23 protein-coding genes are annotated in these 22,702 nt (G+C 27.5%); 11 read left to right on the top strand and 12 right to left on the bottom strand.

Annotated features, from left to right (window positions below; all coding sequences use genetic code 11):
• Nucleotides 1-16: 16 nt before the first annotated feature.
• From ACSIGC_RS03360 to ACSIGC_RS03385, 6 genes are all read right to left on the bottom strand, one after another.
• Nucleotides 17-550: a hypothetical protein gene (locus ACSIGC_RS03360; protein WP_442266750.1), complete on the bottom strand. Its 534-nt coding sequence runs from the start codon at nucleotides 548-550 to the stop codon at nucleotides 17-19.
• A 410-nt stretch (nucleotides 551-960) separates the two neighbouring features.
• On the bottom strand, nucleotides 961-2,136 hold the full coding sequence (locus ACSIGC_RS03365) for a hypothetical protein (RefSeq protein WP_442266751.1): 1,176 nt from the start codon (nucleotides 2,134-2,136) through the stop codon (nucleotides 961-963).
• A 203-nt stretch (nucleotides 2,137-2,339) separates the two neighbouring features.
• Complete coding sequence (locus tag ACSIGC_RS03370) at nucleotides 2,340-2,708, bottom strand: hypothetical protein (protein WP_442266752.1); 369 nt, start codon at nucleotides 2,706-2,708, stop codon at nucleotides 2,340-2,342.
• A 30-nt stretch (nucleotides 2,709-2,738) separates the two neighbouring features.
• Nucleotides 2,739-3,914: a GlmU family protein gene (locus ACSIGC_RS03375; protein ID WP_442266753.1), complete on the bottom strand. Its 1,176-nt coding sequence runs from the start codon at nucleotides 3,912-3,914 to the stop codon at nucleotides 2,739-2,741.
• 89 nt (nucleotides 3,915-4,003) lie between these two features.
• Nucleotides 4,004-4,753, bottom strand: a complete 750-nt coding sequence (locus tag ACSIGC_RS03380) for a T9SS type A sorting domain-containing protein (protein WP_442266754.1) — start codon at nucleotides 4,751-4,753, stop codon at nucleotides 4,004-4,006.
• 3 nt (nucleotides 4,754-4,756) lie between these two features.
• Nucleotides 4,757-5,290: an ankyrin repeat domain-containing protein gene (locus tag ACSIGC_RS03385; protein ID WP_442266755.1), complete on the bottom strand. Its 534-nt coding sequence runs from the start codon at nucleotides 5,288-5,290 to the stop codon at nucleotides 4,757-4,759.
• A 213-nt stretch (nucleotides 5,291-5,503) separates the two neighbouring features.
• On the opposite strand from ACSIGC_RS03385, the gene ACSIGC_RS03390 reads away from it, so the two are divergent.
• From ACSIGC_RS03390 to ACSIGC_RS03400, 3 genes are read left to right on the top strand one after another with little or no spacing between them, the layout of a single operon-like run.
• Nucleotides 5,504-5,890: a 6-phosphogluconate dehydrogenase gene (locus tag ACSIGC_RS03390; RefSeq protein ID WP_442266756.1), complete on the top strand. Its 387-nt coding sequence runs from the start codon at nucleotides 5,504-5,506 to the stop codon at nucleotides 5,888-5,890.
• Nucleotides 5,883-6,434 carry an acyl-CoA thioesterase gene (locus tag ACSIGC_RS03395; RefSeq protein ID WP_442266757.1) on the top strand — a complete coding sequence of 184 codons (552 nt, stop codon included), beginning with the start codon at nucleotides 5,883-5,885 and terminating at the stop codon, nucleotides 6,432-6,434. The genes ACSIGC_RS03390 and ACSIGC_RS03395 overlap by 8 nt, the downstream gene beginning before the upstream one ends.
• A complete protein-coding gene (locus tag ACSIGC_RS03400) occupies nucleotides 6,427-7,122 on the top strand; it encodes a cyclase family protein (RefSeq protein ID WP_442266758.1) in 696 nt (231 codons plus the stop codon). Before ACSIGC_RS03395 ends, ACSIGC_RS03400 begins: the two co-directional genes overlap by 8 nt.
• Nucleotides 7,123-7,175: 53 nt before the next feature.
• On the opposite strand, the gene ACSIGC_RS03405 is transcribed toward ACSIGC_RS03400, so the two are convergent.
• The gene (locus ACSIGC_RS03405) at nucleotides 7,176-8,183 is read right to left on the bottom strand and encodes a 3-oxoacyl-ACP synthase III family protein (protein ID WP_442266759.1); all 1,008 of its coding nucleotides are present in this window, start codon (nucleotides 8,181-8,183) and stop codon (nucleotides 7,176-7,178) included.
• A 234-nt stretch (nucleotides 8,184-8,417) separates the two neighbouring features.
• Here ACSIGC_RS03405 and ACSIGC_RS03410 point away from each other — a divergent pair, with 234 nt between their 5' ends.
• The 6 genes from ACSIGC_RS03410 (at nucleotide 8,418) to ACSIGC_RS03435 (ending at nucleotide 16,947) form a co-directional block, all read left to right on the top strand.
• The gene (locus ACSIGC_RS03410) at nucleotides 8,418-9,665 is read left to right on the top strand and encodes an MFS transporter (protein WP_442266760.1); all 1,248 of its coding nucleotides are present in this window, start codon (nucleotides 8,418-8,420) and stop codon (nucleotides 9,663-9,665) included.
• Between the two features lie 77 nt (nucleotides 9,666-9,742).
• Entirely contained in the window at nucleotides 9,743-11,629 is a 1,887-nt protein-coding gene (htpG, locus tag ACSIGC_RS03415; RefSeq protein WP_442266761.1) for a molecular chaperone HtpG, read from the top strand.
• A gap of 303 nt (nucleotides 11,630-11,932) precedes the next feature.
• Nucleotides 11,933-13,252, top strand: coding sequence for a hypothetical protein (locus ACSIGC_RS03420; protein WP_442266762.1), 1,320 nt, complete (start codon nucleotides 11,933-11,935; stop codon nucleotides 13,250-13,252).
• Nucleotides 13,253-13,367: 115 nt separating this feature from the next.
• Nucleotides 13,368-14,072 (top strand): carboxypeptidase-like regulatory domain-containing protein, encoded by a 705-nt coding sequence (locus ACSIGC_RS03425; RefSeq protein WP_442266763.1) that lies wholly within the window; start codon nucleotides 13,368-13,370, stop codon nucleotides 14,070-14,072.
• On the top strand, nucleotides 14,072-15,076 hold the full coding sequence (locus tag ACSIGC_RS03430) for a transglutaminase domain-containing protein (RefSeq protein ID WP_442266764.1): 1,005 nt from the start codon (nucleotides 14,072-14,074) through the stop codon (nucleotides 15,074-15,076). Before ACSIGC_RS03425 ends, ACSIGC_RS03430 begins: the two co-directional genes overlap by 1 nt.
• A gap of 80 nt (nucleotides 15,077-15,156) precedes the next feature.
• Nucleotides 15,157-16,947: a DUF885 domain-containing protein gene (locus ACSIGC_RS03435; RefSeq protein WP_442266765.1), complete on the top strand. Its 1,791-nt coding sequence runs from the start codon at nucleotides 15,157-15,159 to the stop codon at nucleotides 16,945-16,947.
• A 94-nt stretch (nucleotides 16,948-17,041) separates the two neighbouring features.
• Here the strand turns inward: ACSIGC_RS03435 and ACSIGC_RS03440 are convergent, their stop codons facing one another.
• The gene (locus ACSIGC_RS03440; protein WP_442266766.1) at nucleotides 17,042-17,266 is read right to left on the bottom strand and encodes a hypothetical protein; all 225 of its coding nucleotides are present in this window, start codon (nucleotides 17,264-17,266) and stop codon (nucleotides 17,042-17,044) included.
• Between the two features lie 24 nt (nucleotides 17,267-17,290).
• Nucleotides 17,291-17,485 carry a hypothetical protein gene (locus ACSIGC_RS03445; protein ID WP_442266767.1) on the bottom strand — a complete coding sequence of 65 codons (195 nt, stop codon included), beginning with the start codon at nucleotides 17,483-17,485 and terminating at the stop codon, nucleotides 17,291-17,293.
• Between the two features lie 330 nt (nucleotides 17,486-17,815).
• Here ACSIGC_RS03445 and ACSIGC_RS03450 point away from each other — a divergent pair, with 330 nt between their 5' ends.
• Nucleotides 17,816-19,456: a helix-turn-helix domain-containing protein gene (locus tag ACSIGC_RS03450; protein ID WP_442266768.1), complete on the top strand. Its 1,641-nt coding sequence runs from the start codon at nucleotides 17,816-17,818 to the stop codon at nucleotides 19,454-19,456.
• On the opposite strand, the gene ACSIGC_RS03455 is transcribed toward ACSIGC_RS03450, so the two are convergent.
• On the bottom strand, nucleotides 19,453-20,367 hold the full coding sequence (locus ACSIGC_RS03455; RefSeq protein WP_442266769.1) for a glycerophosphodiester phosphodiesterase family protein: 915 nt from the start codon (nucleotides 20,365-20,367) through the stop codon (nucleotides 19,453-19,455). The two genes, ACSIGC_RS03450 and ACSIGC_RS03455, sit on opposite strands and share 4 nt — an antisense overlap.
• 177 nt (nucleotides 20,368-20,544) lie before the next feature.
• Between ACSIGC_RS03455 and ACSIGC_RS03460 the strand changes: the two genes are divergently transcribed.
• Nucleotides 20,545-21,717 carry a nuclear transport factor 2 family protein gene (locus ACSIGC_RS03460; RefSeq protein WP_442266770.1) on the top strand — a complete coding sequence of 391 codons (1,173 nt, stop codon included), beginning with the start codon at nucleotides 20,545-20,547 and terminating at the stop codon, nucleotides 21,715-21,717.
• A 49-nt stretch (nucleotides 21,718-21,766) separates the two neighbouring features.
• On the opposite strand, the gene ACSIGC_RS03465 is transcribed toward ACSIGC_RS03460, so the two are convergent.
• Both ACSIGC_RS03465 and ACSIGC_RS03470 read right to left on the bottom strand, forming a co-directional pair.
• Entirely contained in the window at nucleotides 21,767-22,453 is a 687-nt protein-coding gene (locus tag ACSIGC_RS03465; protein ID WP_442266771.1) for a hypothetical protein, read from the bottom strand.
• A gap of 10 nt (nucleotides 22,454-22,463) precedes the next feature.
• Nucleotides 22,464-22,670, bottom strand: a complete 207-nt coding sequence (locus tag ACSIGC_RS03470) for a hypothetical protein (RefSeq protein ID WP_442266772.1) — start codon at nucleotides 22,668-22,670, stop codon at nucleotides 22,464-22,466.
• Between the last annotated feature and the right edge of the window lie 32 nt (nucleotides 22,671-22,702).

The raw sequence follows: 22,702 nt of genomic DNA on the forward strand, positions 1-22,702 counted from the left end.
ATCTAAAAATTCTGTTTTATGATTTTTGCTCCATTACAGCATAGTAAAAAGCTATACCTACTGGAGAACCAGCCGCAACGAATCCTGATGAAACTAACTCTGCTGAAATTCCTCTAGGAAATTTCTTTCTTAACTTAGCTATTGCATCATCTATTGCTTTATTAATATCTGAAGAATTATAAGCATAACCAGTAACTTGATTATCATTTGTAGCTGCTTTTGCTAATAATTCTATGTTTGGAGTTTTATCTAAAGTCTCCATTACATCATGAATTGCTATTCTTTCTGTTCCATTAGCTGTTTGAAATTGAATATAATCTAAATCTGTTGAATAAGGAACAGTTTTCTGAACTGTATAAGGGAAATATCCAATTGCAGCACATGGACTCCCTACAACCATATATATAGGTGGGTAAATTGTAGCCATAGATGGAGTAATTTCTATATTACAATAACCTTCTTCATGTCCTTTAGCTACTATAGTAACTTTATTATCATTTCCAATTCTGTATGCATACACAGATTCTGGGTATAAAATTTGAGAATTCATTTTTTTTATTTGTAGGTTAATTAATAATTATCGAGTAGCTACTTCGAGTTTTACAGAGCTTAACTCTCTATAATATTGCACATTACAAAATTGAGCTTTTTGCAAAGTTTTTAGAAAAAAAAGGTGATATATGTATTTTTTTTGTGTTTAAACGATAAAAAAAAGAGCACAAGTGTATTTCGGCATCATTATTGTTAACATATATTTAACTAAAAACTATTACAATGGAGGTATCAACTACTATTAATCTGGAGGGGGATATTGCTATGAACAGTTAAGAAAAAGATTAAGAAAATTAAAAACCGAAACACTAAATATGTTTCGGTTTTTTAATGATAAAAATTTAAAAATAAAAAAACCACATTATAACAATGCGGCCTTTTAGTAATCTTCAAATAACGATCTTATTTCTATCTTCTACTTCTTACTACTCTAGATCTTGAAGTATTTCCTTTTAATCTATTAGAACTTACATTTCTAGTAACTTTAGTTTTTGTTCTTGTAGAGTTTCCTCTATTATTATATCTCGTATTTTGAGCCCTTTTTACTGTACTTGCTGTTCTTGTTTCAGAGTAACCTCTTGTCTTTTTAGGTTGAACTTTTCTTGTAACGCTTTTGTATGTTCTACTCTTAGAATTAGATTTGTTCGCTACAGAATTTCTATTTCTTGTATTAACTTGAGCTCTATTTCTAGAAATGTTTCTAGTTGTTCCTCTATCTCTAGAAACTATTCTTGTGTTTCTAGTAATAGTACGAGATCTATCAATACTTCTATTCGTATTTCTAGCTACTCTAGAGCTGTTTCTGTTAATTCTACTGTAATTACGATCATTTCTTTGATACATAGTTCTTCTATTATCTCTAGATCTATATCTTACATTTCTAGCATTAGCTACCCTTCTACCTCTATTGAAGTTTGTTACCGTTGCGCCTGGTCTACAGTAAGCTCTATTTCTGTAAGATCTTGCATAATAGCCATTGTAATAATTGTTTCTATATACTGAATAAGAAAATCTGTATGGTGAATAAAATCTTCTATAAGGACGATCCCAAACTACACATCTATCTACTACTGGTACAGAAAAATATCTGTGATAAGGCCTGTATACATAATATCTGTTATAATTATTAATATAACCTGAACAGTTTAAAAAATCTCCATAAGTATTATAGTTTACAAATAATCCTCCAACTCTAGATACTCGTCCCCAACGATTGTAACGTATGAAAACATCTCCTGCTTGAGCAATTCTTCCGTAGTGGTCATAAAAAATTGGAATATCTTCAATTTGTACTACTGCTCCATAATCATCATATTGTACGAATGGATCGTAATTGTAACCTGAATTAAAGCTAATATTAACTCCTGGTCCATTAACGTTTATGTTTACGCCTCCTCTTGAATTATTTAAATAAAAATCGAATTGTCCGTCTGGATATACAGCAAACTCTACTCCTCCTTCGTTAAAGATGAATGATTTACCGTAATTATAATAACGTGCTGTTGTATTTGCACTCGTTTCTGACGCATTAGCTGAAAATATTGCTAATAAAATTCCCGTAACTAGTAAAACAAATTTCTTCATACTATTTGATTTTAAATGCATATCATTATTTTGATATACACTTACATAATACCAAGTAGTGTGCCAAAAAATTAAATTTCACATATTCTTAAAGTTAACAAGCTTTATTTTATTTGTATTTTCTCTTACGTCCTAAAACCTAACAGCTTTAAAATCAATAAAAAACATTATTTAATAATATACTAAGATTTTAATCACTTTTATTATTCAAGGATTGTATTATCATCTTCTAATACTTGTCTTACAAAGTTTTTATCAATATTGTAATTATTCAACTCCATTCTTTCTAGGAATTTTTTCGGAAATTTAATATTGTGTTCAGTCAAATAGTGATTTAACCATTTTGGCCAAATCCAATATCCATCTGAAAAATAATTGATTGGACCAGCGGGTTTATTACAAATTTCACATTGTTGAATAGTTGAAACTGTAGAAACTTTATAGCCATTATTCAGGTATTTTAAAATTTTATCTTTATTTTTTATTAAATCAGAACTTAATGCATCTTGATTAATTTTTCCATCTATTAAAATAAAATTTAAAATATCTTTTATTATATATTCCTTGTTCATTATAACTTAAATCCCCAAAAAAATGTCCTCTTAATAATTTCTATATTGTTTTGATTGTTCAAAAACAGTTGAAAGAATTTTATGCTCTTGTTCATCATAAACAACATTTCTTCTTTTCATAACCACTTCTGCAACTTCACTTACCTTACTCATTTTGTACTCAGTAAAACCAGAAGCACCTCCCCAACTAAATGATGGTATAAAGTTTCTAGGAAATCCGCTCCCAAAAATATTAGCAGAAACTCCTACAACTGTCCCTGTATTAAACATTGTATTAATCCCACATTTAGAGTGATCTCCCATAATTAAACCACAAAACTGCAATCCTGTTTTAGCAAATCTACCTGTTTCATAATTCCATAATCTAACTTCTGCATAATTATTTTTCAAGTTAGAATTATTTGTATCTGCCCCTAAATTACACCATTCTCCTAACACAGAATTTCCTAAATAACCATCATGACCTTTGTTAGAATTACCAAAAAACACTGAATTATTTACCTCTCCTCCTACTTTACAAGACGGTCCTAAAGTAGTAGCTCCGTATATTTTAGCTCCTAGCTTTAAGACTGAGTTCTCACACATTGCTAAAGCGCCTCGAACCATAACACCCTCCATAATTTCAGCATTTTTCCCAATATAAATTGGTCCTGTGGTAGCATTTAAAGTTGCAAAAGTTAATTTAGCTCCTTCCTCTATAAAAATATTTTCTTTTCCAATACATTGAACTGTATCTGGAATAGGTTGAGATTCTCTTCCTTCTGTTAATAATTCGAAGTCTTGACGAATAGCTACATCATTATTAGAGAAAATATCCCAGGTATTATTAATTTTTATAATATTCTCTTCAAACTCTATTTGTGTATAATTATTAAAATCAACTTCTTCTTGTTCTATTACACTATAAAAAGCAATAACATCTTCTCCTTTAAAAATAGCTTCATTCTTCTTTAATTTTTTTACCATATCTACTAATTCAGAAGTTGGCAAAAAAGAAGCGTTTAACATAATATTCTCTTCCATTTCTACCATAGGATATTTATCTTCTAAATATTCTTCTGTTATTGTAGTTGTTGTTAATCCTAAATACTTTTCCCATTTTTCTCTAATCGTTAAAATACCTACTCTTATATCTGCAACTGGTCTTGTATAAGTAAAAGGTAAAAGAGAAGTTCTCACATCTCCATCAAATAAGATATAATTCATTTTAATTATTTTTTTGAAGTAGCACAAACTTACAATAAAAAACCGATTGTTATTTACAATCGGTTTTTATATAATTATATAAATTCATATTACTTTTTTAAAATCTTTTTCATTCCTAATTTATCTTCAGATTCTAAAATAAGTGTATAAAAACCTGCTCCTATTTCTGAAAAATCTATTTCTTTATCTAACTGAGAAATTTTTCCTGATTTAATTATTCTACCTGAGAAATCGTAAACTTTAATTTTAGCAGAATTTACATCGAAAGGTAATTTAATTTGTATATTATTTGATACTGGATTTGGAAACGCTTCAAAAATTAAAGTTTCAAATTCTTCTTTTCCTAAAGTAACACCTAAAGTAGTTGCTCCTCTGTTTGAACCTCCATGATAACCATATGTCGTTGATGTTCCAAATGCCCAAATAATATCTATACTTCCTACATTATTACTAAAAATAAAGTCATTAGAATCACCAGTATTATTTGCTCTTGTTGCTGTTATTGTTCTAATACCTCCCGAGACGGTATTAGAAACTAAGTTCCAATCTTGACTTGCATCAGCTGGAGGCAATTGATTACCTACAGTTTTAGCATCTGTGATTGTTGTTCCATCTGTTCTGAATACATCTGTACTACTAAACATATTAGTAGCATTATTATCAAATCCAACTGCAAACCAAGCATTAGAAGGTCCTGTTAAAATTAAAGTTGTTGTTGTAGCATCCGTTTCAATATTTACACTTAAATCATCTTTTAAAACTTGAGTTCCTGTAGAAAAAGTTTGAGCAAATGTTATATTAGAAATTAATATAATGATGACGAGTAATTTTCTTACCATAATTTAGCTTTTAAATAGAGTTAATAATTTTTGATTGTTTTTTAAAGTTGCATAATCTTTAGCTGTATTACCTCGATTATCTTTTATATCGTATTTAGCACCAGATTTAATCAATTTTTCAGCAATTTGGTTAAGATTAAAAATTACAGCATAATGTAAAGCAGTAGTTCCATTAGAATCTGAAATATTAACATCTGCTTCGTGAGATAATAAATATGTTACTAATTCTTCATTCTTTTTTACAACTGAAGCCATTAACGCTGTTCCATAACCATTATTCAAATTAATATTACTGGATTTATCTACTATATATTTAGCTACATCATTATTTCCACTGTAACATGCCAAAATGAGCGGTGTATAACCCGCCATATTTTTTTTATCAATTAATTCAGGTTTTTCTTTTAAAATTTTTTTCATTTCTACTAAACTCCCAGATCTAGCTACAGAAAAAACATCTTTATTTTCTTCCTGTGAATATGAACTTATACTTAATAATAAAAAAAGAGTAAATTGTAATATTCTATAGTTTTTCATTTCTTATAAATTGGTAATAGTTTTTATTAAATTAAACATCAGGAATGAAAATAAATAAAAACCTGATTTTAATTAAATTAAATCTGTTTAAGAAGAAAAAAACAAGGTTAAAAAGGAAAAAACAGCTTTGAAAATTACGTTAAATATTGGTTAATTAATTTTTTATTTTGTCGTCTCTCCAAATAGGAATATTTTTAATCATAATTTTGTCTTATGAAAAAAACTCTATTTACAATTCTTTCAATTATTTTATTAATAGCTGTGGCTTATTACACTTTTATTTATTACGTTCCATACAGTGAAGGTGTTCGTTCTGGAGAGTTAATAAAATTTAGCAGAAAAGGAATTACTATTAAAACATGGGAAGGAGAAATTAGTCAAGGTATCTCTGGAGCTCAAATTTTCAGTTTTTCAGTTGAAGATAAAGAAAAAGAAGCTATCAAAAATCTTCAAAAATATCAAGGTCGATATGTAAAACTAACCTATAAAGAAAGATTTGGAAAGTTTTTTTGGCTTGGTGATACTAAATATTTTATAACTAAAGTAGAAGAAGAAAACTCTCCTCACTTTAGTGGTTTAAGATCTAAGAAAGATGAATAAAACATACAAACACGTAGAAGATACGAGAATTACAATCTCTGAATTAATGTTACCCTCTCATGCTAACTTTAGTGGAAAAATTCATGGAGGTTATATTTTAAACTTAATGGATCAAATTGCTTTTGCTTGTGCATCTAAATATTCTTCAACATACTGTGTTACTGCTTCTGTAGATACTGTAGATTTTTTAAATCCTATTGAAGTTGGTGAGCTAGTAACCATGAAAGCCTCTATTAACTATGTAGGAAAAACTTCTATGGTAGTAGGAATTAGAGTTGAATCACAACATATTCAATCAGGAAATGTAAAACATTGCAATTCTTCATATTTTACTATGGTTGCAAAAGATGATAATGGAAAAAATGTACCTGTACCTGGTTTAATTTTAAATAATGAGTTGGAAATAAGGCGTTTTTTAAAAGCAATAAAACGCACAGAAATGAAAAAGATAAGACAAAATGAATTTGATAGAGATGATTTTATTCCAGAGAATTATTTAAAAGACTTAAAAAAATATAACGTGAAAATTGAGTTAAATGGTTGAAATAATAGATCTCAGCCAAGAGATATATGAAGGAATGCCTGTATTTAAAAGTTTACCACAAGTAAAAATGCAGGTACATAATACGCATGAAGAATGGAATAACGAGATTAATCCTACAACCAAAACTCCTGCTGTATACAAATTAGAACTTGGAGAGCATACAGGTACTCATGTTGACGCTATAAATCACATGGCAAAAGAACATGTCGGAAAATCTATTGATACTATGCCTTTATCCATGTTTTATACTGAAGGAATATGTTTAGATCTTTCTTACAAAGGGTTTAAAGAATTAATTACTTCAGATGATTTGGAAAAAGCATTAGAGAAAGAAAGTTTATCTATAAATAAAGGAGACACTGTTTTAATTTATACAGATCATTATAGAAAAGCTTTCAATACTGAAAATTGGGAAAACGGACCTGGAATAACCGCTGAATGTACAAAATGGTTAGGAAGTCAGGAAATTTCAGCATTTGGCGTAGAAACTATGTCACCAGGAGTTCCAAAAATTTCAAATAAAGAAGTACATTATATCTGTGGAAAAATGGGATTTACTCATTATGAAAACATGATCAATCTTCATAAGCTTGTTGGTAGAGGAAGATTCCGTTTTATAGCATTACCTTTAAAAATAAGAGGTGGTACTGGTTCACCCGTAAGAGCTGTTGCCATTTTTAACGAATAAAAAAAGTCAAAGTTTATTTAAACTTTGACTTTTTTTATATTATTTGTTGTTATCTACCAACGAATCACAACTGATCCCCAAGTAAACCCACTACCAAAGGCTGCTAAAACAACTAAATCATCTTCCTTTATTTTATCATTCTCCCATGCTTCTGTTAAAGCAATAATAATAGAAGCTGCAGTAGTATTACCATAATGCATAATATTATTATAAACTTTATCATTAGATAGTCCGAACTTCTTTTGAATAAATTGAGCAATTCTTAAGTTAGCTTGATGAGGAATTAACATATCAATATCTTCTTTCTCTAATCCATTTGCAGTTAATCCTTCAATTATAGCTTCAGAGAAACGAACTACAGCATGTTTAAATACAAACTGTCCATTCATATGTGGATAATAAGAAGTGTCTTCTGGATCATTAGCTTCAATTATTTCGGGAACCCAACGATTTGTTGATGGTCCTATTAAAGCTAGCTCTCTTGCATGTTTACCTTCAGAATGTAAATGAGAAGATAAAATACCTTTCCCCTTTTCTTCTGTTCTAGATAATACTGCTGCTCCAGCTCCATCACCAAAAATTACAGTAACACCCCTACCTCTTGTTGATTTTTCTAAACCTCCTGAATGATTTTCGGACCCAATTACAAGAATGTTTTTATACATACCTGTTTTAATAAATTGATCTGCAACTGATAAAGAATAAATAAAGCCAGAACATTGGTTACGCACATCTAATGCGCCAATAGTAGGCATATCTAACATGTCTTGAATTTGTACTCCACCACCTGGGAAATACATATCTGGACTTAAAGTAGCAAAAATGATAAAATCAATATCATCTTTAGTTAATCCAGCTCTTTCAATAGCTATTCTAGCAGCCTTAGCTCCCATAACAGCTGTAGTATCTTCAGTTTTAGGGTCAATCCAACGACGTTCTTTAATTCCTGTTCTTTCTTGAATCCATTCATCACTTGTCTCCATCCATTGGGTTAAATCGTCATTAGTAACAACATTTTCAGGAACATAATATCCTAAACCCGTAATTTTTGAATTATACATATGTAAAGTTATAATTTTGTTGTTTGCAAATAAAAAGCCTGTAAAAGTATGAATTTTATCATTTTTCTACAAAAATGTTAAAAGACAAAATTCATAAAATGCCATCATGTCAGTAGAATAACGATGAACTTAAACTCGAATGAAAATAAAAACTTTTTATTTGCTATATTTTTTTTACCTTTATTTATCGCCTCAATTTTTAAGATAAAAACAAAAATTTATCACACTAGTTTAATGAACTACAAAAAAGCAATACAAATTATTTTTTTGATTTTAGCTGCAGAAATTATTTATGCATTGCCTTTTGTTTTACTTAGAATTTTTAGGCCAACATTTTTAAATGCTTTTAACATTACCAATAAAGATATTGGAATTTGTTATACTTTATATGGAATTACAGCAATGATTTCTTACTTTTTTGGAGGCCTTATTGCTGATAAATTTCAATTAAAGTATTTAATGAGCATTGCTTTATTTTTAACTGGTTTAGGTGGGTTTGCTTGGGTTTACTACCCTTTTCTTTCAACTTTATATATATTATACATTTACTGGGGAATTACAACAATACTTCTATTTTGGTCTCCATTAGTTAAAGCAACTCGTCTTTGGGGTGGTAAAAAAAATCAAATTCTCGGTTTTGGATTATTAGAAGGTGGTAGAGGAATTGTAGCTGCTTTAATAGGCACAATGGGAGTAGTTATTTTATCATCTATTACTGATGAAAGTTATTCTAAATTATTTTTACAAAGTGCTATGAATAAAGTTTATTTAATAACTTCTGCACTAATAATGTTAGTCGCTTTTTTAATGTTATTACTTCCTAATTTTGGTGATCATTCCAAAATAAAAACAAATAATAAACATCAATATAACATATTAAAAGCTTTACGTTATCCTGTTATATGGATATTAATGATTATTGTTTTAACTTCATATATAGGCTTTAGAATTGCTGATATTTTCACACAATATGCTAGTGAAATTTATGGATATAATTCTAAAGAATCTGCTGAATTAGGAACTTTTATATCGTATATAAGACCTGTTATTTGTTTACTTGTAATATTCTTTGCCAAAAATTCTAATCCTTCTAAATGGTTGGTTATTGGTTTTTCTACAATGGTTTTAGGTAGTTTGCTTTTTATTTTTAATATATATATCCCACATTTCACTTTACTACTTCCTTTAATAAGTTCTTTAATTGGAGCTTACACTTTAAGAGTTTTATATTTTACTGTGTTAGAAGAAGCTAGAATTCCTATTACCATGACTGGTACAGTTGTGGGTATTTTATCTGTTGTTGGTTTTTCTCCTGATGTTTTTTTAGGTCCAATTGAAGGTTATTATTTGGATGAAGTTGGAGGTGTCTTGGCTTATCAATACTTATTTATTTTCTTCTTAGTTAGCTCTTTAATAGGTTTATTTGCTTCTATATTATTTAACGATTCTTTAAAATCAAAAAATAAATTCCTGTCAACCTGACATTTTTTTAATATTTGGTATTTTTTTTGAAAAGCTAACCTTGAAAATTTAGAATAAAAAATCAAACACATATTATTATGAGTAAAGGAAGTATTAATGTATCGGTGGAAAATATTTTCCCGCTAATTAAAAAATTCTTGTATTCAGATCATGAAATTTTCTTACGTGAGTTAATTTCAAATGCTACAGATGCAACAACTAAACTAAAACATTTAATTTCTATTGGAGAAGCTAAAGTTGAATATGGCAATCCACAAATAGAAATTAAAATCGACAAAGAAAATAAAACGCTTCATATCATAGATCAAGGTTTAGGTATGACAGCAGAAGAAGTTGAAAAATACATCAATCAGATTGCTTTTTCTGGTGCTGAAGAGTTTTTAGAAAAATATAAAGACTCTAATAATGAAACTGGTGTAATTGGTCACTTCGGATTAGGTTTCTACTCTGCATTTATGGTTGCAGATAAAGTTGAAATAATTACAAAGTCTTTTAAAGAAGAAACTGCTGCGCACTGGACTTGTGATGGTTCTCCTGAATACACTTTAGAAGCACATGATAAAACAGAAAGAGGAACGGAAATTATTCTTCATATTTCTGAAGATGAAAAAGATTTCTTAGAAGATTCTAAAATCTCTGGATTATTAACGAAATACAACCGTTTTAACCAAATTCCAATTAAATTCGGAACTAAAACTGAAACGTTACCATTACCTGAAGGTGCTGCTGAAGATGCTAAACCAGAAACAAAAGAAGTTGATAACATCATCAACAATACAAATCCAGCTTGGACAAAAAAGCCTGCTGATTTAGAAGATCAAGATTATAAAAACTTCTACAGAGAATTGTATCCAATGCAATTCGAAGAACCTTTATTCAATATTCACTTAAATGTTGATTATCCATTTAACTTAACTGGTATTTTATATTTCCCGCGTTTATCTCAAAACATGGATATTCAAAAGGATAAAATTCAATTATACCAAAACCAAGTATTTGTAACAGATAATGTAGAAGGAATTGTTCCTGATTTCTTACAAATGCTAAAAGGAGTTATTGATTCTCCAGATATTCCATTAAACGTTTCTCGTTCTTATTTACAAGCAGATGGAGCGGTAAAGAAAATTTCTGGTTATATTACTAAAAAAGTAGCTGATAAACTTTCTTCTTTATTCAAAAAAGATCGTGAAGATTTCGAACAAAAATGGAACGATATTAAGGTAATTATAGAATATGGTATGTTATCTGAAGATAAATTCTTCGATAAAGCTAAGAAGTTTGCCTTATACCCTACCGTAAATGATACTTTTTTTACTTACGAAGAGTTAGTTGAGAAAACAAAAAACTCTCAAACTGATAAAGATGGAAATCATATCATTTTATACGCAGCAAATAAAGATGCTCAACACAGTTACATTGAAGACGCTAAAGCAAAAGGATACGAGGTTTTATTATTAGACTCTCCAATTGTTTCGCATTTAATGCAAAAATTAGAAACATCTTCTGGCGATGCTAAATTACAATTTAAGCGTGTAGATGCAGACCATGTAGATAATTTAATTAAGAAAGATGATACTGTAATTTCTAAACTTTCAGATGAAGAAAAAGAGAAATTAAAACCAGTTATAGAAGGTGCTGTTAACAATTCAAGTTATACAGTTCAATTAGAAGCTATGGATTCTACTGCTTCTCCATTCTTAATTACTGTTCCAGAATTTATGCGTAGAATGAAAGAAATGAGTGCAACTGGTGGCGGAATGATGGGAATGGGTAATATGCCAGAAATGTATAACCTTGTGGTAAATACAAATCATGAATTAGTATCTGATATTTTAAATGCCGATGAATCAAAACAAAAAGAATTAATTTCTCAAGCTTTTGATTTAGCTAAATTATCTCAGAACTTATTACATGGTGAAGAATTAACAAACTTTATTAAACGTTCTTATAGTTTAATTAAATAAGGTTAAAACTTTTATAAAACTATAAAAATCTCTTTGTGAATAACGAAGAGATTTTTTTATTTCTTAAAAATTAAAAATCCAAAACATTAAGGAATATTATAAACCTTTTAATGTAACATTAATAGATGATAAAAGAATTGCGATAAGTATGTATTAATTTAAAAGAAAGAACTATTTTATATGATCGTCATAAAAATATTTTAATTCAAAATTTAGACTCATTACTTTATAAAGATTAGACTATTTACGAAACGAGTTTTTTTGTAACATTGCGACCTAAACCAATACTAATCTATAAAAACTATGAAAAGCAATTACACTAGTATCAAGTTTAAACAATGGTTAGATAAACTCCAACAAGAAAGTTGGCAATTGGAATTATTAATTTCTGGTTTTGCTGTATTAGGTTTATTCAATGCTTTTTTTCCACTTAGGAAAAGATTAAGAGAAGCTGGTGCTGTAGATAGTCCTTATGAATTTTTCTACTTTGTTTTATTAATATTCAGTTCTATACTTATTTTAAACCTTATTATTCATGTAATCTTAAGAGGTATTTGGATTGGAGCTATTGGTTTACGATATATTTCTGGAGAAATAGATTACGACAAACTAAACTACAGTAAAAAATTCACCAACTATTTAGAAAAAAAAGTAGGTCCGTACGACAAATATGTTTCTAACTTGGAAGATTTATGCAGTATAATTTTTGCTTTAACATTTATCGTTCTATTCTATTTTTTAGCATTCTTCATATGTATAATTATCCCTGGAATAGTTATCGGTTTTTTATTTAGTCCGACTAGTGAACCAACATATACTCAAGAAGTAATTGGTGGTAGTATTATATTTACAATAATAACAGGTGGACTTATTGTTTTCATTGATTTTATAACTCAGGGTGGTTTAAAAAAGAAAAAGTGGACTTCAACTTTATATTTTCCAATTTATAGATTCTTTAGTATTATAACTTTATCTTTTTTATATAGACATTTAGTTTATAATTTTTTAGATAATAAATTCGGAAAACGCATCTTGTTTTTCTTAATTCCAGCTTATTTACTAATAATTACTATAAGTACTATTGAAAATACTCAATCAAATTTTTTTGATAATTACACTCGATCTAATACAAATTACGCATACAAAAACAACTATCTTAATTTACTGGAAGACGATGACTTTGTAAGAGATGTTGCCATACAATCTAGAATTGTAAATGATACTTACTTAAAAGTATTTATTGTGTACAATAGTAGAATTGAAAATATTATTCTAAAAAAGAATAAAACTTTAGTTCCTGAAAAAGACTCTAGAGGAATGAAAAGTAAGATAATAACAATTCGAAGAGCTAAAAACAAGGAAGATTTAAATTCTTTACAAACAGAATATTTAAATACCTTTAAAAAAGTATATAGCCTGATGATTGATGACACAAAAATTGAAACTGATTTTATTGCTACTAAAGTGAACGATTTATTAGGTTTTGAAACCATTCTTCCATTAAAAAATATACCAGAAGGAAAACACAATTTGAGAGTTACAAGAATTAACTTTTCTAAAAAAGATGAATCTGAAATTAATGAAAATATAATTGATATTCCTTTTTGGTATTATAAAAACTAAATTTAACAACACTTTATTTTTACTAAACCAAAACACATAATCACTCATTCGTTGTTTTGGTATTTTGTTATATAATTTAAGTTTGAAAAGATTTAAACTTAAATTATATAACGCTATGAAAAATAAAATTACCTTAGAAATTAAAAAACCTTGCTCACAAAAATTTAGTGAATTTACAAAAACAAATTCTGGTGGTTTCTGTAACTCTTGTAATAAAGAAGTTATAGATTTTACCGGTATGAGTTCTAAAGAAATAATTCAATATTTCAAAAAAAACTCAAATCAAAAAACATGCGGTCAATTTTTAAATCGTCAAATTTCTTCTCCATTTATAGAATATCAAAATAACAAAACAAATCATTTTTTAAAAAGTTTAGGACTAACAATACTTTCTTTATTTACTTATAATAATATTGAAGCTCAACAAATTAAAACTCCTACAGAAATAACTCCTATACAAATTAAAACTAAAGGGGTTAACACTAAACAACCAACATTTAAAGTAAAAGGATTTGTTTCTGATGAAACTGGTCCACTTCCTGGTATTTCTATTTATTTAGAAGGATCTACTATAGGAACAGAAACAAATATTGAAGGACATTTTGATTTTCCTAAAAAGCTAAAGAAAGGAGATGTTTTAATATTTAGCTTTATTGGTATGGATTCTAAAAAAATTGTTATTGAAAACCAGAAATATTTGACTAATTTAGAATTGAATGTCAAAATGGAATCAAATAATTGTTTATTACTAGGAGAAGTGACAGTTAAAAAAGTATTCACTTCTAAAAAGAAATTCTGGAAAAGAAAATTAAAAGAATAATGAAACAGTATATTCTACTTTTAATTTTCTTATTTACTATAAAATTTTATCCGCAAGTTTCAGATTTCAATCATATAAATTTTACCGTAGCCGATAATACAGCAAAATTATTAAAGGGAGAAAGTATTAAAAATCTTCCTTTATTAACTTATAAACTAACCAATAAGTTAAATACAGACGTAGAAAAGTTTAGAGCGATTTATTTTTGGATATGTAATAACATTAGTAATGATCATAATAGTTTTCTAATAATAAGTAAAAAACGTAAAAAATATAAAAACTCACCTAAGAGTTACAAAAAATGGCATAACAAATACAAGAAAAAAGTTTTTAAAAAACTACTAGAACAACAAAAAACAATTTGTACTGGATACGCTTATCTTCTTCAACAAATGGCTTTTATTTCTGGCTTGGAATGTAAGATGATTGATGGATATGGAAGAAACACAAATTCTAATGTAGAAAACCTTGGCATTCCTAATCACACATGGAATGCCATTAAACTAAATAATAAGTGGTATTTATGTGATGCAACTTGGGCTAGCGGATATGCAGATGAAAATTTTAAATTTTTAAATGATTACAATGATGGCTTTTTTTTAACTTCTCCCCTATTATTTGCCAAGAACCATCATCCTATTGATAAAAAATGGTTACTTAATATTAAACAAACTAGTGATCAATTTACTTCTGCTCCACTTATATATAATTCCGCTTATAAATATAAAATAACACCTATTCTTCCAGAAAATCTATATACAAAAGCAACAAAAAATAAATCTTTACAATTTAAATTTAAAACTATAAAACCTGTTAATACAAATAAAATTTCTTTAATCTATTATGATGCTAGTAATACCGAAAAAAAACTTAAACTACGAAATGTCAGAATAAAAAATGATTCATTAAAATTTGAAGCTTTATTTCAAAAAAAGGGAAGTTATGATATTCATTTAAAAATAAATAATGAAATTTTAGTTTCTTATTCTGTTTATGTTGAATAAATAATATAGGTTTTGTTAACATTTAAAGCATCCTTTATTACTTTTCCTATATTTGTTAAGTATCACAAATAAATTATTTAATGAGAAAATTAGTCTTTTCACTAGTTTCATTTACTTTAGTACTTGTTTCTTGTAAAACTGAACCTAAAAAAGAAATTATTAAAACTTCTATTCCCAATACAGCTTTTAATAAACTTTTAAAAGAATATAATGAAGGGAAATTAGAATTAAATCCAATAAACGCAACTTATGCAGGAGATTATCGTTTTAACGATAAATTCCCTAATTTTTTATCTGATTCATACGCTTTAAAAGCAAAAGATTTCTTCACAACATATAAAACTAAACTTAATGATTTCTCTACAGATTCTTTAACTGAAAGTCAGCAAATGAGTAAAGCTGTACTTGCTTGGGATTGTGATATGATGTTAAAACAAATGAGTTTTAAAAATGATCAGTTACTTCCAATTAATCAAATGTGGACAATCAATCTAACTGTTGGTCAACTAGCTAGTGGAAGTTCTGCACAACCTTTTAAAACAGCTCAGGATTATTATAATTGGATAAAACGATTAGAAGGTTATCATACTTGGCTACAAACGGCTCAAGAAAGAATGAAACAAGGAATTAAAGAAGGTTTTGTATTACCAAAATCTTTAATAAAAAAAGTAATTCCTCAGTTTAAAGTTTTAGCAGAAACTAAAATTGATCTGCATTTATTTAATACTCCTTTTAAAAGTATTCCGCAAGAGTTAGATGCTACTGATATTAAAACAATTAAAAAACAAGCTTCTATAATTTTAAATGATAAACTAATTCCTTCTTTTAAAAAAATGTATGATTTTTTAAAAACACAATATTTAAATGCTGGTTTAGATACTAGTGGAATTGATGCTGTTCCAAATGGAAAAGAATATTACAAACATTCAATAAAAAATTATACTACTACAACTATGACTGCTGATGAAATTCATGAGTTAGGTTTAAAAGAAGTTGCTAGAATTTTATCTGAAATGGAAAAAGTAAAAAAGGAAGTTGGTTTTGAAGGTGATTTAAAAGCATTTTTCAATTATGTAAGAAATAATAAAAAATTAATGCCTTACTCAGAACCTCAGCAAATTATTGATAACTTTAATACTATTCATAAAAAAATGAAACCTCAGTTAGAAAAGTTATTCGACAACAAACCTAAAACAGGTTTTATTGTTAAACAAACTGAGAAGTTTAGAGAAGCTTCTGCAAGTGCAGAATATAACCCTGGTTCATTAGACGGCACACGTCCTGGTGTATTTTATACTCCAATTCCAGATGCAACTAAATACAATGTTTTTTCTGATGAAGCTTTATTCTTACATGAAGCAATACCTGGACATCACTATCAAATTTCTTTAACTCAAGAAAATGAAGATTTGCCAGATTTCAGAAAAACTCTATGGTATAGTGCTTATGGTGAAGGCTGGGCTTTATACACCGAAAACTTAGGTAAAGAATTAGGATTATATACAGATCCTTATCAATATTTTGGAATGTTAGGAATGGAAATGCATAGAGCAATTCGTTTAGTTGTTGATACTGGGTTACATTCAAAAGGATGGAGTCGTGAAAGAGCTATTCAATATTCTTTAGATAATGAAGCAGAAAGTGAGGCTAGTATCATTTCTGAAATTGAGCGCTATATGGCAAATCCAGGCCAAGCTTTATCATATAAAATAGGGCAGCTAAAAATTCTTGAATTACGTGCTAAAGCTAAAAGAGAATTAGGGGATAAATTTGATATTCGACAATTTCACAATCAAGTTTTAGAAACTGGATGTATCCCATTAGCCTTATTAGAAGCTAAAATTGATAAATGGATTACCTCTTTAAAATAAAGATGATTTTATAAAAATTAAAGAAAAAGAGAAGTTTAATAACTTCTCTTTTATGTTTAATATAAATAAATTAAATCTTGTATAACCGTAGAATTTAATTCAAACAACACTGATTATTTAAAATGGTTCCTTTACAAATTTTAGTTCCAAAAAAAACTCCACATGGTGTTCCGTTTATATTTCCCATTGAAAGTACATTCGACTGGCTAGAAGAATAGCATGTACCTGGTATACAAACTGGAGGTCTTGTTCCTCCTTTTATCTCTTTTTGAGATTCTTTACTTATTAATTTTCCTAAAGTTAATATTGATTTTTTCATATTTAAGTTTTTATAATTTATACATTACATTCCCCATTCATTAGCATACCATTCTTCAAAAGAACACATAGCACATCTTCCAAACTGATTCATACATGTCATAAATCCACATGGATTTCCTCCAGGACTTTCATCAGGGTTTCTTAATCTTCCTCCTTTTATTTGTTGTTGACTTTCTTTGCTTAGTGCTTTTCCTAAGTTTAATATTGATTTTTTCATTTTTATAATCTTTAGTTTAAAATAAGAACCTCACTTATTTTAAAGACACGAGGTTATTAATGTCTTTTTTCGCGAAAAATAATGTTGGGAATGTCTTGCAATAATTTCCTTTTCGATTCAAAGAAAAATCAACTATTTAAGGTTTGCAAAAAGTGTATGCATAGTTTTATAAATTTAGGCAAGTTAAATCTCTTAACCTCAGCAAATACAATAGTTCTATCGCTATTCTTTATAAAACCTATATTTATAAATTTAGGTAAATCTTTATTTTTTAAAGTTTTTATATTTCAAAAATTGAGTAATTTACACCTAATTAACCTTTAAAATTCTATGAAAAACTTCGTTTCAACGATTGTATTTATTTTATTCTATAACTTTGGATTTACTCAAATATCTAATGCCTCTTTTAAATCTTTAACAGGAAAATCTTTACATGAATTAATTCATACTTATAAACTAAGAATTCTTGCTGGAGACAATTTTAATGTTCATAATGAATTACAAGAACTTTGGAAAAAAATTGATAGAACAAACAATCAATCTTTAAAAAATGACTTTCATTTTTTAAAAACGATTATTGTTATGAAAAACTTGAGTTTTAAGGATAATTTAAAAAATGTAAACGCATATAAAAGCTACATAACATCTACAAACTACATAATTAATCATCCATATTTAGCCAAGTTAGAACTACTTGAAGCTTTTTGCCATTTTTATAAAGGTAACTGGAAAAAGGCTTTAACAAAATTTGAAATTAGTAGTATGCTAGCAAAAGAGGAAAACGATTTAATTATTGAAGCTAAAGCTCAACTTTATGCAGATTATGTTTTGTGTTATACACTTTATGAATCTTTAGGTTTCAAAAGAATTAAAAAACTATATGATCGACTTAATACTACAAACATTCCATATGCCATTGAGAAAGATGTTAATTTAGTACAAATAGAAATTACAGAGCTTATTTTTAGATTTTATAAACACAATAAGGAATATGAATTAGACACTTTAACTAAATATCAAACATTACATAAAAAACATATAAAAAAAAGTAAAAGCAAACTAGCTTATGTAAAAATGTACTTAATGGAAGCTTACATCGCTGGAAGAAATAAAAAGTTTGAAAAATCGAAAACATATTTAGATAGTGCAAGACAACAACCTTTAGATTTTTATAACAAAGGGTTAGAAGCAGATATACTCTATCTATTAGGCGATTATAATGGTTCTATAAAAGTTTTAGAAAGTTTCAGTTATTTTAAAACTAATCAAAAAGTTAATCCTTGGACCAAATCTGAATTAAATCTATTAGCAAATGCTTATGGTGAAGTTGGAAATTATAAAACTTCTAACAAATATTATAAAGATCATATCGAAGCTTCTAATCAATTAAATACTATTACAGATTCTATCTCGAGCCATGTTACTAAACGTGAAAGTGAAAAATTTCAAATTGAATTTGAAAAACAAAATAAAACAAGTTATACAAATACAACTAAAATTATTTATCAGATAATCTTCTCTCTGTTTTGTCTCATTATTACTATCTCTTTCCTTTTCAAAAGGAAAAAAAATAACGTATTACATAAAAAAATAACCAATCATAAAAAAAATTCTATACTAAAAAAAGAAACTATGATTGAGATTATTGAAAATTTAGAACTTCTAGAAAAAGAAAACTTCTATTTGAATTTAAACTGCAATGCATACAATACTGCTAAAAGAATAAACACAAACACAACTTATTTATCTAAAGCAATAAACGCTCATTATAAAAAAAGTTTTAATGACTATATCAATACTTTAAGGATTGAATATATTCTTGAAAAACTTTCTCAAGACAAGCGTTATAAATCATATAGTATAGAAAGTTTAACTAAAGAATTAGGTTATAAGAGTTCAGATTCTTTCAGAAAAGCATTTAAAAAACAAACAGGAAGTTTACCTTCAAATTTTATAAAAACCTTAGACTAATCTTTATTTTTAATTTTTTTAAAAACTTTAGCTACTTCTAATGGTCGATCTGTTGCTATAATATTTGCTCCATTTTTTATGTATGTTAAGTATACTTCATCGTTACCTTTAGCTACAGCACTTTTATCTAAATTCCCTAATGTTCCTAAAATTGTTTTAATGCCTTTTTCTTTTAAACTATTGTAATGGGAAAGATCTGGTTGTCTTGTTCCTACAAAACCTAATAATTTTTCTGCTGGTAAATTTGCTTTTTCTATTTGATCTATTGCTCCGTTATTACCAGCAGAAACAGAAATAATCATTTCCTTATTTAATTGGTGAATTAGTTTTGCATCTTGAATTCGATAGGTAATAATAGCAGCATAATCTACAGCATTATGTTTCTCTACAAAATCAACTACTTTGTTAAAAGGTACTCCTCTTTTTATATCTAAAGTAAATAATACTTTTCCTTTTCCCCACGATAAAACTTTATCTAACGTAGGTATTTTAAAATTAGTTTCTTTCCCCTCATTATCTACTAAATTTAGTTTTTTAAGCTCTTCATAAGTTTTATCCTGAACATTTCCATATCCTGTAGTGGTTCTATTTAAAGTTTTGTCATGCATTAAAACTAATACACTGTCTTTACTCATTGCAACATCACATTCTATTACTACTGGTGTGTATTTCGTTATATTTTCAAAAGTTTCAATTGCATTCTCTGGAAAACCAGGATAAGGTCCTCCTCTATGTGCACTAATTAATGGAATTGGATTATTACTCCATGATTTAAAAGAAGTTATTAATCTTACATTATCTTTTTCTTTTGTTGAAATCTCATAAACATGATGATTCGACTCATTTGTTTTACAAGTAATTAAAGATAAACTTAAAATAAACAATACTATTTCAACTTTAAAAAACTTCATACTCCTATATTTATATCAGTTATCAAATTTACATTTCTAAAAGCTAAATTTATGTTTAAATTATATTATGTTTTTATAAATTAAAACGAACTATTTTAATCTAAATTTTACACAATCTCATCGTAATTTCTCTATTGAGATGAGTTTTATTACCTTTAAAGCTTTAAAATCACTCTCATGAAAAAGTTAATCTTATGTATTCTTCCGTTTTTTTCATTTGCTCAAGTAAACACAGAAGTACATTTATTTGATATTCAAAAAAAAGAAAATGAATGGATAGTTTCTAACGGACGAAACATTTCTAACAATAAAGCATACGATAACCAACCTCATTTCTACGATGAGAATACAATTATATTTTCTTCAACTAGAAATAAACAAACAGATATTGCTAAATATAATATTAGAACAGGAAAAGTTACTTTTATTAATAACACACCAAAAGGAGGCGAATATTCTCCTCAACGCATACCTAATTCTAAAAATATTTCTGCTGTAAGGTTAGATATAGATGGAAAACAACGTTTTTATGAATATGATTTTAATACCGGTAAAAACAAAGAGCTTATTAAGGATTTAGTAGTTGCTTATCCGGTTTGGTTTGATAAAAACACTTTAGTTTCTTCTGCAATTGTTAATGATTCTTTAGAGTTAAATGTAACAGATATAAAAGCTCAAAAAAGCACAGCAATTATAAAAAATGTGGGAAGATCATTTCATAAAATTCCAAATTCAGATTTGATAAGTTTTACAAAAAAAAGTGATCAAATATGGCAGGTTTGGTCGTTAAATCCTAAAACTTTAGAGAAAAAATCTATTACAAGTATTATGGAGAATCAAGATATGTGTTGGTTACCAGACGGCACTTTATTGATTCCCAATAAAAATGTAATTTTTAAATATCATCCTAAGAAAGATCAAGGTTGGTCTTTATTCCATAGATTTACTAATGAAGAAATTAATAATATTTCTAGAATTACAGTTAATAAAAATGGAACTCAATTGGCTATTGTTGCAGAAGAATCACCAAGACATATTGTGCAAAAACAGTTAGAAGCTTATAATAATAGAAATTTAAAAAACTTTTTAGCAACTTTTAGCGAAGATGTAAAAGTATACACATATTTAGATAAATTAAATTATCAAGGGAAGAAAAAAATGGAATTGGTCTACGGACCAATGTTTAATAGTGTAAAAGATTTAAACTGTAAAATTTTAAATCGCATTATAAAAGGAAATAAGGTAATTGATGAAGAACAAATTACTATAAATGGTAAGAGTTTTAAAACTGTTGCTATTTATGAAGTAAATAATGGTAAAATAACTACTGTACGTTTTTTAAGACAATAAAAAGCCTCCAAAAATGGAGGCTTTTTAAGCTTAGAAAATAATTTTTATTCTATTCTTCTTTTTTCTTGGTGTTCAGTTTTTCTAGTTTTTCTTCGCTTTTTACTAATTTAGATTTCATTTTTAACACTTTTTCATCGTGCTTTTGTATTCTCTCTTCTATTTTGGAAACCTTTTCCATTTTTTCTTTATACTGATCTTCAGTAATCTCTCCAGATGCCTTTTGTGCTTCTAAACGTTCTTTTGTTTTAGCAATTTTAGTCCTTGCTTTAGTATTTTTATCTTCAAAAAAAGCAATCTTTTCTTTCTTATTCTCTATTCTTTGCTGAACAGCATTAGCTTTTTCATTTTTAAAAACTTTTTTCTTAGCTTTTAATTCTTTACGTTTTTCTTTTGTTATTTCTTTATGAGCTTCAAGTTTTTCTTTCAATTCTGGATTTGCTTCTAAATATGCCTTTTTTTCTTCTTTAGACATATCTTTCATTTTTTCTTTATGATCTCCTAAAATTTTATCCTTTTCAACTTTTAATTCTTTTTTCTCTGCTTTAATTTCTTTTTTCATCTCTTTTAACTCCTTCTTTCTTTTTTTAGCTTCAACTTTCTTTTCTTTGAGAGCTGCTTTCTTTTGTTTTACCAACTCTTTTTTAGCTTTTTTCTCTTCTTTAGATTTCTTTTGTGCGTTAACAGTACTTACAAAACTTATAAGTAATGCTACTAATATATATTTTGAAAATTTCATTCTTTAAATTTTATAAGTTATCTAATGCTTTTAATTCATTCTCTATCTCTTCAGCTTCTTTTTGTAACGAATCAACATTTTCGTCAACTTCTTTACTAACAGCTTCTATTTGTTGTTCTAGCTCTACTGCTTTCTTTTTTTCCTCTTCTGCTTTCTTATCTCCGCAAGCAAAAGCAATAAAAGAGAACATTAATACGATTAAAAAGTTTTTTTTCATAAGGATTATTCTTTATTAATTACTGTTGTGAA

The sequence above is a fragment of the Tenacibaculum aquaeponti genome (assembly GCF_052084715.1).
GTDB lineage: Bacteria > Bacteroidota > Bacteroidia > Flavobacteriales > Flavobacteriaceae > Polaribacter.

Excerpts from the sequence above, each read along its gene's own strand:
- ACSIGC_RS03455 (WP_442266769.1), bottom strand. The coding sequence starts at position 20,367 with ATGAAGTTTTTTAAAGTTGAAATAGTATTGTTTATTTTAAGTTTATCT.
- ACSIGC_RS03420 (WP_442266762.1), top strand. The coding sequence starts at position 11,933 with ATGAAAAGCAATTACACTAGTATCAAGTTTAAACAATGGTTAGATAAA.
- ACSIGC_RS03400 (WP_442266758.1), top strand. The coding sequence starts at position 6,427 with ATGGTTGAAATAATAGATCTCAGCCAAGAGATATATGAAGGAATGCCT.
- htpG (WP_442266761.1), top strand. The coding sequence starts at position 9,743 with ATGAGTAAAGGAAGTATTAATGTATCGGTGGAAAATATTTTCCCGCTA.
- ACSIGC_RS03425 (WP_442266763.1), top strand. The coding sequence starts at position 13,368 with ATGAAAAATAAAATTACCTTAGAAATTAAAAAACCTTGCTCACAAAAA.
- ACSIGC_RS03460 (WP_442266770.1), top strand. The coding sequence starts at position 20,545 with ATGAAAAAGTTAATCTTATGTATTCTTCCGTTTTTTTCATTTGCTCAA.
- ACSIGC_RS03370 (WP_442266752.1), bottom strand. The coding sequence starts at position 2,708 with ATGAACAAGGAATATATAATAAAAGATATTTTAAATTTTATTTTAATA.
- ACSIGC_RS03405 (WP_442266759.1), bottom strand. The coding sequence starts at position 8,183 with ATGTATAATTCAAAAATTACGGGTTTAGGATATTATGTTCCTGAAAAT.
- ACSIGC_RS03380 (WP_442266754.1), bottom strand. The coding sequence starts at position 4,753 with ATGGTAAGAAAATTACTCGTCATCATTATATTAATTTCTAATATAACA.
- ACSIGC_RS03435 (WP_442266765.1), top strand. The coding sequence starts at position 15,157 with ATGAGAAAATTAGTCTTTTCACTAGTTTCATTTACTTTAGTACTTGTT.
- ACSIGC_RS03440 (WP_442266766.1), bottom strand. The coding sequence starts at position 17,266 with ATGAAAAAATCAATATTAACTTTAGGAAAATTAATAAGTAAAGAATCT.
- ACSIGC_RS03385 (WP_442266755.1), bottom strand. The coding sequence starts at position 5,290 with ATGAAAAACTATAGAATATTACAATTTACTCTTTTTTTATTATTAAGT.
- ACSIGC_RS03390 (WP_442266756.1), top strand. The coding sequence starts at position 5,504 with ATGAAAAAAACTCTATTTACAATTCTTTCAATTATTTTATTAATAGCT.
- ACSIGC_RS03430 (WP_442266764.1), top strand. The coding sequence starts at position 14,072 with ATGAAACAGTATATTCTACTTTTAATTTTCTTATTTACTATAAAATTT.
- ACSIGC_RS03445 (WP_442266767.1), bottom strand. The coding sequence starts at position 17,485 with ATGAAAAAATCAATATTAAACTTAGGAAAAGCACTAAGCAAAGAAAGT.
- ACSIGC_RS03450 (WP_442266768.1), top strand. The coding sequence starts at position 17,816 with ATGAAAAACTTCGTTTCAACGATTGTATTTATTTTATTCTATAACTTT.
- ACSIGC_RS03375 (WP_442266753.1), bottom strand. The coding sequence starts at position 3,914 with ATGAATTATATCTTATTTGATGGAGATGTGAGAACTTCTCTTTTACCT.
- ACSIGC_RS03465 (WP_442266771.1), bottom strand. The coding sequence starts at position 22,453 with ATGAAATTTTCAAAATATATATTAGTAGCATTACTTATAAGTTTTGTA.
- ACSIGC_RS03470 (WP_442266772.1), bottom strand. The coding sequence starts at position 22,670 with ATGAAAAAAAACTTTTTAATCGTATTAATGTTCTCTTTTATTGCTTTT.
- ACSIGC_RS03365 (WP_442266751.1), bottom strand. The coding sequence starts at position 2,136 with ATGAAGAAATTTGTTTTACTAGTTACGGGAATTTTATTAGCAATATTT.
- ACSIGC_RS03360 (WP_442266750.1), bottom strand. The coding sequence starts at position 550 with ATGAATTCTCAAATTTTATACCCAGAATCTGTGTATGCATACAGAATT.
- ACSIGC_RS03410 (WP_442266760.1), top strand. The coding sequence starts at position 8,418 with ATGAACTACAAAAAAGCAATACAAATTATTTTTTTGATTTTAGCTGCA.
- ACSIGC_RS03395 (WP_442266757.1), top strand. The coding sequence starts at position 5,883 with ATGAATAAAACATACAAACACGTAGAAGATACGAGAATTACAATCTCT.